Origin of the sequence: Shewanella sp. SM23 (assembly GCF_025654295.1) — a bacterium.
Classification (GTDB): Bacteria; Pseudomonadota; Gammaproteobacteria; order Enterobacterales; family Shewanellaceae; genus Shewanella; species Shewanella oncorhynchi.
The window spans coordinates 52,525-68,285 of sequence record NZ_JAKKRM010000007.1 but is presented as its reverse complement, the minus strand read 5'-3'; the positions used below and the strand labels follow the sequence as shown (position 1 = coordinate 68,285).

Annotated in this window: 7 protein-coding genes and 1 CRISPR repeat array; of the genes, 5 read left to right on the top strand and 2 right to left on the bottom strand. The window is 45.6% G+C overall.

Annotation, left to right across the window (positions count from 1 at the left end; all coding sequences use genetic code 11):
* Positions 1–3: 3 nt before the first annotated feature.
* The gene (csy3, locus tag L5L98_RS10795; RefSeq protein WP_198572562.1) at positions 4–1,047 is read left to right on the top strand and encodes a type I-F CRISPR-associated protein Csy3; all 1,044 of its coding nucleotides are present in this window, start codon (positions 4–6) and stop codon (positions 1,045–1,047) included.
* A 9-nt stretch (positions 1,048–1,056) separates the two neighbouring features.
* Entirely contained in the window at positions 1,057–1,695 is a 639-nt protein-coding gene (gene cas6f / locus L5L98_RS10790; protein WP_263140663.1) for a type I-F CRISPR-associated endoribonuclease Cas6/Csy4, read from the top strand.
* Between the two features lie 155 nt (positions 1,696–1,850).
* Positions 1,851–12,380: direct repeats of the CRISPR family, unit length 28 nt; unit sequence GTTCACTGCCGTACAGGCAGCTTAGAAA.
* 220 nt (positions 12,381–12,600) lie between these two features.
* Here the strand turns inward: cas6f and L5L98_RS10785 are convergent.
* Positions 12,601–12,924 carry a hypothetical protein gene (locus tag L5L98_RS10785; RefSeq protein WP_263140660.1) on the bottom strand — a complete coding sequence of 108 codons (324 nt, stop codon included), beginning with the start codon at positions 12,922–12,924 and terminating at the stop codon, positions 12,601–12,603.
* Positions 12,925–13,124: 200 nt separating this feature from the next.
* Positions 13,125–13,316, bottom strand: a complete 192-nt coding sequence (locus L5L98_RS10780) for a hypothetical protein (RefSeq protein WP_263140657.1) — start codon at positions 13,314–13,316, stop codon at positions 13,125–13,127.
* A gap of 197 nt (positions 13,317–13,513) precedes the next feature.
* On the opposite strand from L5L98_RS10780, the gene L5L98_RS10775 reads away from it, so the two are divergent.
* From L5L98_RS10775 to L5L98_RS10765, 3 genes are all read left to right on the top strand, one after another.
* Positions 13,514–13,762, top strand: a complete 249-nt coding sequence (locus L5L98_RS10775) for a helix-turn-helix domain-containing protein (protein WP_041420599.1) — start codon at positions 13,514–13,516, stop codon at positions 13,760–13,762.
* Positions 13,763–14,373: 611 nt separating this feature from the next.
* Complete coding sequence (locus L5L98_RS10770; RefSeq protein ID WP_173497371.1) at positions 14,374–14,919, top strand: hypothetical protein; 546 nt, start codon at positions 14,374–14,376, stop codon at positions 14,917–14,919.
* 99 nt (positions 14,920–15,018) lie between these two features.
* Positions 15,019–15,651, top strand: coding sequence for a hypothetical protein (locus L5L98_RS10765; RefSeq protein WP_263140655.1), 633 nt, complete (start codon positions 15,019–15,021; stop codon positions 15,649–15,651).
* The last annotated feature ends 110 nt before the right edge of the window (positions 15,652–15,761 follow it).

Here is a 15,761-nt window from a genome sequence, read left to right as displayed (position 1 = left end):
CTCATGGCTAAAAATAACGACACCGCCTCAGTACTCGCATTTGAAAAAAAATTAGTGCCATCCGATGGTTACCTCTTTGGATGCCAGTGGGAAACAAAAGAGCAAGCAACCCCATTAGCCCTACAAGAGAAATCGGTACGTGGCACGATTTCTAATCGATTCAATAAGAAAGACGCAGGTGATTTCACAAAAGATCCGGCTAAACTGGATGCAAAAGTTGAAAGTCCAAACTTACAGCGAGTGGATGCCTGTGCTTTGGGGCAGGAACAAGATTCTTTGAAGCTACATTTCACGCTCAAAGTATTAGGGGGGATTGCCCAACCGTCGGCGTGTAACAATGCGTTGTTCAAACAGAGCTACAGTGCTGCGGTTTCGCAGTACATTGCCAAATATGGCTGTTTTGAATTGGCGAAACGCTATGCCACCAACCTTGCTAATGCCCGTTTTCTATGGCGCAACCGCGTTGGCGCAGAAGAGATTGAAGTGCAAGTCAGGGCATTAAACAAAGGGGCAGAGCAGGCGTGGACCTTTAATGCCAAACAATTCAGTACTCGACACTTTGATCATAATGATTCACACATCAATAGTTTGGCCGACAGAATTGCTCAGGTGCTGGCCAGCGAAACAGATCATTTGATGCTGCAAATTGACTGTTACGCCAAAGTCGGTAAAGCCCAAGAAGTTTACCCCAGTGAAGAGTTAGTGCTCGATAAAGGCAACAGCAAAACCAAGAAAAGTAAAATTCTGTATGCAGTTAATGAGCATGCTGCGATGCACTCTCAAAAAATTGGTAACGCACTGCGCTCAATTGATACTTGGTACCCAGATTATGCATCTGAGGAGCAAAGTGCAGGAGCCATTGCGATTGAACCCTATGGCGCAGTCACAAACTTAGGTAAAGCGTTTCGTACCCCTAAAGACAAGCAAGATTTTTACACCTTCTTCGATAAATGGGCGCGTGGTGAAAGCTTGCCCCGCGAAGAAGATGAGCATTACGTCATGGCGGTATTGGTGCGTGGTGGTGTATTTGGCGAAAGTGACAAATAGGTGGCAGTGATGAACTACTACCAAGAGATCACTTTATTGCCAGATGCCGACATTGCCTTGGGCTTTCTTTGGCAAAACGTCTTTCAACAAGTGCACATTGCCTTGGTGGAGCACAAAGTGGGTAGCAATCAATCGCTCGTTGCGGTGGGTTTCCCTGATTATCGTCAAGCGAAATTTCCGCTGGGCAGTAAGTTGCGTGTCTTTGCTAAAGAGCAAGCAACACTGGAAAAGCTGGCAATTCATCAGTGGTTAACTCGATATGAAGACTATGTGCACATCAAAGGGATCAAACCCGTACCAAGCGATGTAACTTACGTAAGCTTTGTACGCAAGCAGGTGAAATCGCCTGAACGTATAGAGCGGGATATGCAGCAAAAAGCCGCACTATGGGCAGAAAAATCCGGTAAACCGCTAGTGGAATGCTTAGCGGATTTACAACAAAGCAAGCCGACAGCATTGTGCTCTTTGCCCTTTATTTACTTGCATAGCCAGCAAACGAAGCAACGATCCCCAGATAAAAGCAGCAAGTTCCCGCTGTTTATTCAGATGCAGCAACAAAGTACATCACAAAATGGGGGCTTCGATTGTTATGGTTTGAGTGCCAAAGTGAATGGACAGTCAGTATTGGGTACCGTACCGCACTTTTAAATTGAACGAAAAAGGGTAAGTTTTACCCTTTATTTTTGCTCTTTAAAAATATGGTTTAAATACAATTAGTTGCAATAGGTGGTTTTAAATAAGGTTAAAAAGTGATTTTTATCCTAACTGCCTGTTGTAACTTATTTTTATTGATTTATTCTATTGTTCACTGCCGTACAGGCAGCTTAGAAAACCATTTAAACCCTGAGGCAGATTCGCCTCTAGTTCACTGCCGTACAGGCAGCTTAGAAAATTAAGGGATGACGAAGTGGCCTTACCGTTTTGTTCACTGCCGTACAGGCAGCTTAGAAAACGTGGCGATGAACACACACGACGAAATAAGAGTTCACTGCCGTACAGGCAGCTTAGAAATCCCGTGGGGCGTGTGCCGAATAATGTGATGGGTTCACTGCCGTACAGGCAGCTTAGAAAGCCAAGCAATACAGTAATGAAATCTCCTGTACGTTCACTGCCGTACAGGCAGCTTAGAAAATTACACACTCACCGTTGTCGTTTCGCCTGTTGTTCACTGCCGTACAGGCAGCTTAGAAAGAATGACACACTCATTGTCATATCTTCGTTATGTTCACTGCCGTACAGGCAGCTTAGAAATCATAACGGTAATCAATTCTTTGGCGGGAATTGTTCACTGCCGTACAGGCAGCTTAGAAAATCATCCAAGTCTGCTTTCACCACCCCACCCCGTTCACTGCCGTACAGGCAGCTTAGAAAAATGACCGTTTTGACTCAGTTGCTGATGCATTGTTCACTGCCGTACAGGCAGCTTAGAAAAAACGCCTTACAAATGGCGTTGGTGACAATGGGTTCACTGCCGTACAGGCAGCTTAGAAACGGTGGGACTCTCACATCAACACCGGCCAAACGTTCACTGCCGTACAGGCAGCTTAGAAAAATTCGAACTGTAGATTTATTCATGCCAACGAGTTCACTGCCGTACAGGCAGCTTAGAAAATACACATTAATATAATCCTGGTTCAAAGCTTGTTCACTGCCGTACAGGCAGCTTAGAAACAGCGGGGAACCGATGCGCGTTAAACACATCTGTTCACTGCCGTACAGGCAGCTTAGAAAGTCGTGGGTAACTTTGGCGAGTTGTACTGGCCGTTCACTGCCGTACAGGCAGCTTAGAAAGATAAAGTGGAGCACCTCAGAAACTGGCTGTCGTTCACTGCCGTACAGGCAGCTTAGAAAGTACAACCCGCCGCTTTAAGCGCTTCAAGTTGGTTCACTGCCGTACAGGCAGCTTAGAAAACGACTACACCCCTCCCGCAGAACTGGCTGGTGTTCACTGCCGTACAGGCAGCTTAGAAAAAATAAGAAAGTGATACTCGCAGTGCCTTAGAGTTCACTGCCGTACAGGCAGCTTAGAAATTTATGTGGTGGTGGGGTTTCGTTATCAAAACGTTCACTGCCGTACAGGCAGCTTAGAAATTGGCGGTATTATCGGTGATCTGTTGCAAAACGTTCACTGCCGTACAGGCAGCTTAGAAAAGCGTCAAATATCCCTTTCCCATCTGGAATACGTTCACTGCCGTACAGGCAGCTTAGAAAGTTCGGCGCTGACGAGTCTGTGAAATCGATAGGTTCACTGCCGTACAGGCAGCTTAGAAAATAATCAGAAAAGTGATATAAAATAGAGGTAAGTTCACTGCCGTACAGGCAGCTTAGAAAATTGCGAAGAAATTTACGGCTACCAAATTGCAGTTCACTGCCGTACAGGCAGCTTAGAAAAGATACACCACGGTACCCAAATTCCAAAGCTCGTTCACTGCCGTACAGGCAGCTTAGAAATTGTGCGCGCACACATACAAACCGACCTTCATGTTCACTGCCGTACAGGCAGCTTAGAAAAAACTTAGCCGTGGCCGCGACGTCACTATCGTGTTCACTGCCGTACAGGCAGCTTAGAAACAGTTAAATCAGTGCGCAGATATAACGACCAGGTTCACTGCCGTACAGGCAGCTTAGAAAAATTGATAACGTAGATATTAATGAGTTGTGCGGTTCACTGCCGTACAGGCAGCTTAGAAAAATAGTGTCAATGGTGAAACCATGAGTGCGCTGTTCACTGCCGTACAGGCAGCTTAGAAACTGATACGGGTGAATTTTTACTCCATGAAACAGTTCACTGCCGTACAGGCAGCTTAGAAACCATTAGCAGTGTCATTTCAAAAATCTGAAAGGTTCACTGCCGTACAGGCAGCTTAGAAACTTTAAACTTCGCTCATGCCACTTGGCATAAAGTTCACTGCCGTACAGGCAGCTTAGAAAACCACCGTAAACGCGATGATGAAAAGTAAAACGTTCACTGCCGTACAGGCAGCTTAGAAAGTCTTGGTGTACTTTGGGTCAATGCTGGAGTTGTTCACTGCCGTACAGGCAGCTTAGAAAAACTTGGAGCACAAACAAGTAGAGACCTGCCAGTTCACTGCCGTACAGGCAGCTTAGAAATTCCATGAGGGACTGCCCGCTAGATATACACCGTTCACTGCCGTACAGGCAGCTTAGAAAAATCCCAATGTAGGCTAATTTTTCTATCTCCAGTTCACTGCCGTACAGGCAGCTTAGAAAGTGATCCGCTCAATCGCGTAACCCTGCTAACAGTTCACTGCCGTACAGGCAGCTTAGAAATTTTACTGAGACTTCTCTCGAGAACCGTTCCCGTTCACTGCCGTACAGGCAGCTTAGAAATACAAGACGGAAAACGCTGAAATTGTTGTTGGGTTCACTGCCGTACAGGCAGCTTAGAAATGACTTGCGGCCTGTTTTAATACCATTGGAGCGTTCACTGCCGTACAGGCAGCTTAGAAAACTGAGTTGGCAATGGCGTTAGTTAAAGCGCTGTTCACTGCCGTACAGGCAGCTTAGAAAGCCGTAGTGCTTGCAGATATTGGCGGCAGCAAGTTCACTGCCGTACAGGCAGCTTAGAAATGCAATTTACCGACTCCCACGGCGCCATGCTGGTTCACTGCCGTACAGGCAGCTTAGAAAGCGTTCGCCCATGTGGCTAATGTGGCCCAGTCGTTCACTGCCGTACAGGCAGCTTAGAAAGCAGAGCTAAAAAAGCCGTCGGGGGTGCCCGCGTTCACTGCCGTACAGGCAGCTTAGAAAGTGCGCGGTATTAAGCACAATCGGGTTACCGGGTTCACTGCCGTACAGGCAGCTTAGAAATTTAGAGCTACGCCTCGGTTTTCTCCGATAATGTTCACTGCCGTACAGGCAGCTTAGAAAAACCGCAGCAGCGCCAAATTCACCATTGAAAAGTTCACTGCCGTACAGGCAGCTTAGAAAGATATGACACTTTGACTTTTCGATACCGAGCTGTTCACTGCCGTACAGGCAGCTTAGAAAGTCGACAAGGTGCGCCCGTAGCGCATCCTTTTGTTCACTGCCGTACAGGCAGCTTAGAAAAACGCACAGAAGAAGCTGCCTGTTGATACTAAGTTCACTGCCGTACAGGCAGCTTAGAAAATGCCGTCATATCCCGCACCGTGCCGATACGGGTTCACTGCCGTACAGGCAGCTTAGAAACTGCTAACAGTCAGCGAGGCACCATGCTTAAAGTTCACTGCCGTACAGGCAGCTTAGAAAAGCAAGTAGGCGACCACTGGTTGCAAGTAAGGGTTCACTGCCGTACAGGCAGCTTAGAAAAGGATAAACACCTGCCTGCTCTATAAGAGCGTGTTCACTGCCGTACAGGCAGCTTAGAAAGATATCGTCACGCTCGCTTACAACCTCGTAACGTTCACTGCCGTACAGGCAGCTTAGAAAATTGATGCAGAAAACCGCCGTATCGCCGATGTGTTCACTGCCGTACAGGCAGCTTAGAAACGACAGCGCATCTTCAAGTGATTGAGGCGTGTGTTCACTGCCGTACAGGCAGCTTAGAAAATTCCCCGAAGATTATTCAGATCGCCCCGTAAGTTCACTGCCGTACAGGCAGCTTAGAAAATAGTGAAAACCGCAACGCGTTTACCGATCATGTTCACTGCCGTACAGGCAGCTTAGAAATCTAGAACCAAACGGAGTGCCTGTAACTATAAGTTCACTGCCGTACAGGCAGCTTAGAAAATCGTTTCCGAGTTCAACCAACCTACGGCCAAGTTCACTGCCGTACAGGCAGCTTAGAAAAATTCCAAAACATTCCAGTGATATCCTGCGAGGTTCACTGCCGTACAGGCAGCTTAGAAATAAGGCCACCTCGTTTTCAACAGATGGCAGTCGTTTACTGCCGTACAGGCAGCTTAGAAAGGCATGGATTCATTACTTTGAAGATGGTGATGGTTCACTGCCGTACAGGCAGCTTAGAAATATACACTCAATACCGTTGACCACGAGGTAGAGTTCACTGCCGTACAGGCAGCTTAGAAATTTGAGTGGGTTGAAAGCTCTTCTTATTGCTTGTTCACTGCCGTACAGGCAGCTTAGAAATTTGTTTGTGTGATATTAATTTAATATCAATCGTTCACTGCCGTACAGGCAGCTTAGAAAATTACCGGGAATTTAAACTCCTTTGCCATTTCGTTCACTGCCGTACAGGCAGCTTAGAAAATGCGAACTGTATACCATCCCGGAGTAAGATTGTTCACTGCCGTACAGGCAGCTTAGAAAACATAGTGACGGAGCTCATTAATCAAAATGTAGTTCACTGCCGTACAGGCAGCTTAGAAAATCAGCGGTTTTTGTTAGCTCTGCTCGCTGGTGTTCACTGCCGTACAGGCAGCTTAGAAAAGTGTCGCATATCGTGAATGAATGCCACTGCTGTTCACTGCCGTACAGGCAGCTTAGAAATATGGTAAACATAATTGGATTAAAGTTGCTATGTTCACTGCCGTACAGGCAGCTTAGAAACACTTTAACGCCTGGAAAGCGATTGTTCATTTGTTCACTGCCGTACAGGCAGCTTAGAAAGTGTACCGCGTTGCTCAAGGTAAAATGGACAGGTTCACTGCCGTACAGGCAGCTTAGAAAACATGTAAAAGCTCGGGTGAGCGTTCCCATATGTTCACTGCCGTACAGGCAGCTTAGAAATCAATACTTTTAGCCTTACTCACTGGCTGTGCGTTCACTGCCGTACAGGCAGCTTAGAAAAACCACACGCGATACATTGTCGGTATCAATCTGTTCACTGCCGTACAGGCAGCTTAGAAAAAAAAGAAGCGGGTAACAACAAAGCCCAAGACGTTCACTGCCGTACAGGCAGCTTAGAAACGCTACGGGCGCAATGTCACCTTCAATGACGTGTTCACTGCCGTACAGGCAGCTTAGAAAGTATTGTAACCTTGCAAGAAATACTCGACAGCGTTCACTGCCGTACAGGCAGCTTAGAAACTATCTTTCCAGAGTCAAGATGTTTGATCGCCGTTCACTGCCGTACAGGCAGCTTAGAAAGATATGGTCACTTCCATCAGCTTCTGAGGCTTGTTCACTGCCGTACAGGCAGCTTAGAAAACGCCAGAAAGCTAAGGCTGGGAAGGGCTCCCGTTCACTGCCGTACAGGCAGCTTAGAAAACGCCAGAAAGCTAAGGCTGGGAAGGGCTCCCGTTCACTGCCGTACAGGCAGCTTAGAAATTGGACAAAGAAAAAAATTGCACTGAATATGAGTTCACTGCCGTACAGGCAGCTTAGAAATGTTCGACCGTTCGCCAGGTAATCAGTTCGGTGTTCACTGCCGTACAGGCAGCTTAGAAACATGTAGCACTGAGCGATATGTAATATGCAGCGTTCACTGCCGTACAGGCAGCTTAGAAAGATTGAAGTCGCGCGCGATTCGAATGAAAAATGTTCACTGCCGTACAGGCAGCTTAGAAAACTGAATGATTCATTAATACTCCGCCTTTAGCGTTCACTGCCGTACAGGCAGCTTAGAAAACAACCCTGCAATCCACTCCACACCTTTAGGTGTTCACTGCCGTACAGGCAGCTTAGAAAGATGGGTCAGATACAAATCAGCGATAATGGAGGTTCACTGCCGTACAGGCAGCTTAGAAATATCCAAAGCTGCGCACAATTAGGATTATTTAGTTCACTGCCGTACAGGCAGCTTAGAAATATTGTTGGGTTGCCTACAGGATGGTATTCACGTTCACTGCCGTACAGGCAGCTTAGAAAATACCGCCTGAGTCATCCGTAAAGCCGGGCATGTTCACTGCCGTACAGGCAGCTTAGAAAATTCACTACAGACCAAGATACTTTAGAGACTGGTTCACTGCCGTACAGGCAGCTTAGAAAAGACGCTAACACCGTGGCATGGCACCACATTGGTTCACTGCCGTACAGGCAGCTTAGAAAGGGTTAGATTCGGATGAACAGCCCAGAAACGGGTTCACTGCCGTACAGGCAGCTTAGAAATTGGCCGAGCTTGAGCTATCAACAATAATTAAGTTCACTGCCGTACAGGCAGCTTAGAAATATTTCAAATCGAACCAATTACCCACGATTCAGTTCACTGCCGTACAGGCAGCTTAGAAAATGCGCTTGTGTGGGCAATCGGTGAATATGATGTTCACTGCCGTACAGGCAGCTTAGAAAAATCAAAACCAGCAAGACAACTAACCACAAGAGTTCACTGCCGTACAGGCAGCTTAGAAAGGTTGCACTTTTTGACATCAATATACACGTGCGTTCACTGCCGTACAGGCAGCTTAGAAAAATCATGCCACGGTTGCCGCCGCATTTAACGCGTTCACTGCCGTACAGGCAGCTTAGAAAGAACATTCTCATTAGTGATTCCTTCACGACGGGTTCACTGCCGTACAGGCAGCTTAGAAAGAACCAATACTTCCGCCACCACCACCGAAAGAGTTCACTGCCGTACAGGCAGCTTAGAAAATCTGGTGGTGTTGTAAACGGTCGTTGTCATTTGTTCACTGCCGTACAGGCAGCTTAGAAATGTACTGTGCCATGACGGTACACATCGTGGGTGTTCACTGCCGTACAGGCAGCTTAGAAATAGTAATGAGCACGAACAACATGCCAGAATTTGTTCACTGCCGTACAGGCAGCTTAGAAAAACGGGCCATGTTCTCAAACAGGGTATTACCGGTTCACTGCCGTACAGGCAGCTTAGAAATCAAAAAATCCATGTCATTGATGGCCGTACAGGTTCACTGCCGTACAGGCAGCTTAGAAAAGTGCATCAATCTCTTTATCTGCAATGGTCTTGTTCACTGCCGTACAGGCAGCTTAGAAATTTATCAATCAAGCGTTGGAGCAAGCCGATGAGTTCACTGCCGTACAGGCAGCTTAGAAAGTTCTGCAGAAGGGTCAACATCGACGGTAATCGTTCACTGCCGTACAGGCAGCTTAGAAAGGCTTGGCGTAGATGTTTGCATCAATGCCAAGGTTCACTGCCGTACAGGCAGCTTAGAAATGTGATGAAACGAGCAAGCCAGTTGATTTAAGTGTTCACTGCCGTACAGGCAGCTTAGAAAAATAAGTTGCCTCAATGGGTAAAAACCTTATTGTTCACTGCCGTACAGGCAGCTTAGAAAAATACTGGGGGCGGCGGCTCAGACGCTGTTCAGTTCACTGCCGTACAGGCAGCTTAGAAAGATTGCCAAAATCAGCCAAGGATTAAGCGGTCGTTCACTGCCGTACAGGCAGCTTAGAAAATTTCGTCAAAAAGTTGTTGCATCACATCACGGTTCACTGCCGTACAGGCAGCTTAGAAAATAAACTCGCCAGTATTACCGACCTTAGACCAGTTCACTGCCGTACAGGCAGCTTAGAAAAGCACCCCCCGCATGTTGATACGTTGGTCTTCGTTCACTGCCGTACAGGCAGCTTAGAAATGCGAGGGCTATTTATTGCGAAACCCGACCACGTTCACTGCCGTACAGGCAGCTTAGAAAAATCGCGCGAGGCGGGAAAAATTGCTGACATTGTTCACTGCCGTACAGGCAGCTTAGAAATGTGTAAATGCTAATAAATTAATCGATAAAATGTTCACTGCCGTACAGGCAGCTTAGAAATGTCATCACATAACCAACCAATCCCCGCCTATGTTCACTGCCGTACAGGCAGCTTAGAAAACTCGCTGAGAGTTTCCATGAATCTAAATATTGTTCACTGCCGTACAGGCAGCTTAGAAAAAACATGCATCCATTCTCAAACTTTAATGTCTGTTCACTGCCGTACAGGCAGCTTAGAAAGTTTGCAGCTCATGCCATACCAAAGTTATTTGGTTCACTGCCGTACAGGCAGCTTAGAAAGACACCACAACACAGATTTAGATAATTTGTGTGTTCACTGCCGTACAGGCAGCTTAGAAAAAAGTCACAGGCCCGTAGCTCGCGCCACTCGAGTTCACTGCCGTACAGGCAGCTTAGAAAAATCAACATGCCAGGCGTTGCGGGTGGCAAATGTTCACTGCCGTACAGGCAGCTTAGAAAAATATCGTGATCGTCAATTCGGGGAGGTTTGAGTTCACTGCCGTACAGGCAGCTTAGAAAACGATGGTAACTAGCGGTGATGATGACTTGGTGTTCACTGCCGTACAGGCAGCTTAGAAATTTATTTGTTAACTTCAATATAGCGCTATAGTGTTCACTGCCGTACAGGCAGCTTAGAAAGCTCGAAGTGGATTTTTTTAAGATGCATTAATGTTCACTGCCGTACAGGCAGCTTAGAAATCAGCGAAGGCGAGTATTTGAAAATCGATCAAGTTCACTGCCGTACAGGCAGCTTAGAAACATTTACTCGGGTTATACCAAGAAATCTCCCCGTTCACTGCCGTACAGGCAGCTTAGAAAATTCACCCTAAAAATTGAAATAGCCTGATCTGGTTCACTGCCGTACAGGCAGCTTAGAAATCTGGAGCGGTATTGACTTGTTTCTTTAATATGTTCACTGCCGTACAGGCAGCTTAGAAAGTAATGCAGGAGTTCAGCACCTGTCATCACATGTTCACTGCCGTACAGGCAGCTTAGAAAAATAGGGGTAACTATAGTTTCCCCTGTGGATTGTTCACTGCCGTACAGGCAGCTTAGAAAACTTTAAAGCCTCTTGCGATGCCCAGTAGATTGTTCACTGCCGTACAGGCAGCTTAGAAAGTCAACTGGTGAGCTGCGAAATGCAATCTTAAGTTCACTGCCGTACAGGCAGCTTAGAAATACAAGAGCACGGCATCCACCCAAGCGAAACCGTTCACTGCCGTACAGGCAGCTTAGAAAATTTAGAACCAAATTCCAAACGGGAGTCATTAGTTCACTGCCGTACAGGCAGCTTAGAAAAGTGCAAGCCACGGCAAGTAAGCCGGTTGCACGTTCACTGCCGTACAGGCAGCTTAGAAAATCAATTGACAGCAAAATATGAGTTTATTTACGTTCACTGCCGTACAGGCAGCTTAGAAATAAATGAATCCATGCATTAGCTTATGTTGTTGGTTCACTGCCGTACAGGCAGCTTAGAAATTCACCAGCCGCATGTCCGCCGACAATTACCGGTTCACTGCCGTACAGGCAGCTTAGAAAAATTAACGCTGGTGTTTGTTTGGGTATCTAGAGTTCACTGCCGTACAGGCAGCTTAGAAACAAAGGGATGGAACACCAAAAACATGGATCCTGTTCACTGCCGTACAGGCAGCTTAGAAAGTTGGGTGCGGAATAGGTATTCATCAATGCTGGTTCACTGCCGTACAGGCAGCTTAGAAACGTTAACACTTGGTAGCATGTGCCTGTTTCCCGTTCACTGCCGTACAGGCAGCTTAGAAAGCAGTTAGAGCCGCAGGCGGCGGGGAAAAATCGTTCACTGCCGTACAGGCAGCTTAGAAATTGGCCCATCGTGGCAATGATAACCTGCCCTTGTTCACTGCCGTACAGGCAGCTTAGAAAAGTAGACGCCACATAGCGATCAACAAATTCAAGTTCACTGCCGTACAGGCAGCTTAGAAATGTTATTTCTTATAAAGATTTCGAAATGACAGGTTCACTGCCGTACAGGCAGCTTAGAAAACGCATCCACAAACCTTTGGCGTCCTCTTTCAGTTCACTGCCGTACAGGCAGCTTAGAAAAGAACGTCAGGCGAAAACGAAGATGATAATCCGTTCACTGCCGTACAGGCAGCTTAGAAAGCTATTCAAAATCAATTGCTGATATCCGCGCCGTTCACTGCCGTACAAGCAGCTTAGAAAAGCTAACTGCAAAAGGTATCACTGTTAACGCAGTTCACTGCCGTACAGGCAGCTTAGAAAGATAAGATTGCCGCCAATGCCGTTACCGCTAAGTTCACTGCCGTACAGGCAGCTTAGAAATTACTTGTATCGCGCAGTTTGCCGCCGCAAAAGTTCACTGCCGTACAGGCAGCTTAGAAATGCTAAACGCTGTTTACCAAGTTCAAAGTTGGGTTCACTGCCGTACAGGCAGCTTAGAAATAACATAATCAGCTACACTAGGAGATGAGTTTGTTCACTGCCGTACAGGCAGCTTAGAAAAACAGTAACACCGGTATAAATTTTAGTCAGACGTTCACTGCCGTACAGGCAGCTTAGAAATATAGGCCAACGTGTACACAGCCAAATTGTGCGTTCACTGCCGTACAGGCAGCTTAGAAATTGCATACCAGTTGACAGACGTGCACCAGTTGGTTCACTGCCGTACAGGCAGCTTGGAAAATAATCAGTTTATTACCTGCAACTACGTTAAGGTTCACCGTCTCACAGGCGGCTTAGAAAGCTAGCCAAGTTTGGCTGCAGTTAAAAGCACAAGTTTGATTTGTTGTTCGTTGAAGCGACCCAATAACATTAAGCCTCTTGATTGAGGCTTTTTTATGCGTTTTTCAGGATAGGGTTCTTTTAACTCTTTAAGATTGCCAGTACTGAGGTGCTAAAGTTACCGCCTAATTAGTTAGGTGGCATAAGGGGTTAGCACCTCCTGTATCATATTAAGGCTAACTCAGTAGGTAACTGTCCAACTCCCATTATTGGTTACTACGTCAACTTGCGTTAGATCACACGAGCCTCCATAAGAGACAGAAATAGATTGACCAAATTTAAGCTGTTTGGGAAAGCCTTTTTTCTCGAAAAGGCTTTCACAGTTGCCTCTGTTTACAATGATGTCGTTTACTATGACATCATCTTCAATAGCCTTGACCTTCACTTCGATTGATTTCATATACAAACCCGCTCTGTCGTAGACTTCAATTTCAACATTCGATTTTGAATCACTGCAAGCACTAGTCATTCCAAGCAGTGCAAAAGCAATAAGCAATTTATTCATCTTAAATACACCTTAATTTTGTGATAAACAGCAACGATGATGGGCATTAAATGGAATATTTATATTGTTTATCATGCTGTAAATTGGCATTCGCATTTTTAGCTCTAATCGTCGCTATGGACGGTATTGCACTGTGTTACTAGCTGATTGGTAATCAGTAGATTGAGGCCCCTATCCATACAAGGGGCACAATTGAATGTTTAAATTGCGCTATTAGCTGCATTTTTAGTTTTAACAAAAACAGTGATGGAATACCCAATCCCATACATGGCGGCAAATATCCCCCATCCAGCTGAAGCTTCTAGATCGATGTCTGCAAATGCAGAAGCAAGGATTAAACATAATGGGAAAAACACCATTCCTATGATTGACATGGTTTTTACGACTGACATGTGTAACTCCTTTTAAATAGCGTGTTTAAAGACACTGTTTGTTCCGAAAGAAGACATTTACTTTCTATCGGTAGGTGTTCTTAATGTAAAAACGACCAAATGACTACTATACAGGTCTAAATGTAATGTTTATAGCGTGGTTTGTCTATCATGTGTCCGTGAGAATTATCCAGTATTCAATATCCTGGGGTTCTCTAGTGAATGAAGATGAAGTGTTAAAGATGGGAATAGCTTTTGGTCGCGCAGTTAAGTTGCGCCGAGTCGAGCTAGGCTATAACCAAGAGGGGCTTGCTGATAAGGCCGAACTTGCCAGATCATTTGTATCAAGCGTTGAACGTGGTGTCGCGAAGGCATCTATAGCTTCTGTATGGAAACTAGCCCAAGCGCTTAATTGTAATCCATCGGATTTATGGATAACGGCAGAGAGGCTTTATGATGTTCGTTGAGGTCCGTGTAAGCCTTGTGGATCTTGCTTTGTAACGCAACAACATGCTTTATATATGGCAGTTATCATCAATCCAATTACTATAAATTGGATTAGCCAGGACGCAATCTGTCACTTGTAATTCAAGGTTTAATCAGAGCTGGCAGATTGCTGACACTGCTTAATATACTAAAACAAAAATGACGAGTTAGAGTTAAGGCTTTAACTCGGAAATGCCCCATTCCGTGTTTCGGCTCGTTAGCTCAATCGAGAATTCCCACTCCTGCTGCCATACAAATTCTTATCTGTTTGCCTATGTTTGGCCTTACCAGAAATCGACTAACAATGTATGGGTATACAGTCATATTTAAATTTAGGTATTTTTGTATGTTTTTAAGACAAGAATAGTGCGCACTAATTCCATTAGCAACAAATAAAAATATATAAAATCAATTGATTATAGATGCTGCTTTTTAGTTAATAGGTTTGGGAAACGCGCATGCGCGTTTTTCCGGATGGTGTTTTTGGCCGAAAGCTGATAAGTTCTTTACATACAGATAGTTAACTGTGCGCGTTTTCACTGCTCCAACGATGTAAACGCGCACGCGCACGAATAAAATGTTAGCCACTAAGATGCATACAAACAGAAAGCTCTTCGACTTAGCTACTAAGAACTCTCAACGACTAGCTGCTAATGGGCTTCTGTCATCGTTACCTAGCCAACTCAAGTCAGAGTTTGAGAAGGCCGAGGCAATCTATCATCCAGAGTTATCAGCGTTGTTCTCGCCGGTAATCCACAAGTCTATAGAACTACATAAGAACAGCCACCTGCTGATGGCTGGCTCAAATGTTTTGCTAACGGCCTTCAAAGAAAAGGCGTTAGAGAGCTTCTTCCGCTGGGCCTCAAGGCTACCCGAAGGTGAATATGTCTTGGTCTTGGATGGCGGCAATGGGGTTGCCTTTAATGACGCTGGGTCATGGGTCTCCAGACTTCCGGGCTACGTTTTCACCCGCTCGGCAGCCATTGATGCATTTAGGGTCATGTCATTACGCGGTATCGATCAGGCGGCCATTGCTTCAAAAAACGGGCATCATGCAGCTATCCTTGAAACTAGCAGCGGTTTCCTTCCAGATGAGCCGTCAGCTAGTGAAGTGATCTATGAAGTTACTTCGTGGTGAGGCGCGGCTAACAATAGGTTCAAACCATTCGCTTCGCTCACTGGGACGGGCTAAAGCCCGCCCCTTAACCAAACGTTAAATTTCTGAAGGAGTGGTGTATTGGCCATTAAAGAATCAAACAACTTACCATTCTTTGAAAGACCAGATCTTTCTCCCTTTCTTGTCCATTTGACTAAGAACACTAAGTCGGATGATGAGTTCTCCGCCTATGACAACTTAGTGAATATTTTAAAGACGGGAGAGATATGGGGCAGTAATACTGAAAAAGGGTTTGTAAAAGGCCCGAACGAAGCCGCCTGTTTTATGGATATTCCCTTGTCTTCGCTAAAGTATGTTCTGAATGAAGCAAATACAAATCCAGAAAAGCCTAGATATGAGCCGTATGGAATAATCGTTTCAAAGACTTACGCCTATAAACGAGGTTGTCGGCCAGTAATCTACTTATCAAATAAAGAGTTAGATGCACTGAAAATACCACGAGAAGAACTTTGGCGAGTTGTGCGCTTGGAAGGCGTTGACGGTGAAGGTATAAATTGGGTTCATGAAAGAGAGTGGAGGGTTAAAGGCGACTTCATAATTCCAAAAGATCCTCAGGCAGTTCTAGTTCGGAATGTGGCTTCTGCAAAGAAACTCAGAGAAGCAATAAGTAAGAATCCGAAGAAATTTAAATCGTTACCGTCATCAATTATCCCTCTAACTGTACTATGCCAAGGTCTTCCATATATGGGGTAAATAAATTTAACAAGCGCAAGCACGCGGATCAAATTTCCGCTGCGCTCCTATATGCTCGGTGTTGCGGGCGTTATGTGTCATTTGGATTTAGAAGCAAGGTGTAGGTAGAT

Coding starts and splice junctions, on each gene's coding strand:
- L5L98_RS10785 (WP_263140660.1), bottom strand. CDS start 12,924: ATGAATAAATTGCTTATTGCTTTTGCACTGCTTGGAATGACTAGTGCT.
- L5L98_RS10780 (WP_263140657.1), bottom strand. CDS start 13,316: ATGTCAGTCGTAAAAACCATGTCAATCATAGGAATGGTGTTTTTCCCA.
- L5L98_RS10770 (WP_173497371.1), top strand. CDS start 14,374: ATGCATACAAACAGAAAGCTCTTCGACTTAGCTACTAAGAACTCTCAA.
- cas6f (WP_263140663.1), top strand. CDS start 1,057: ATGAACTACTACCAAGAGATCACTTTATTGCCAGATGCCGACATTGCC.
- csy3 (WP_198572562.1), top strand. CDS start 4: ATGGCTAAAAATAACGACACCGCCTCAGTACTCGCATTTGAAAAAAAA.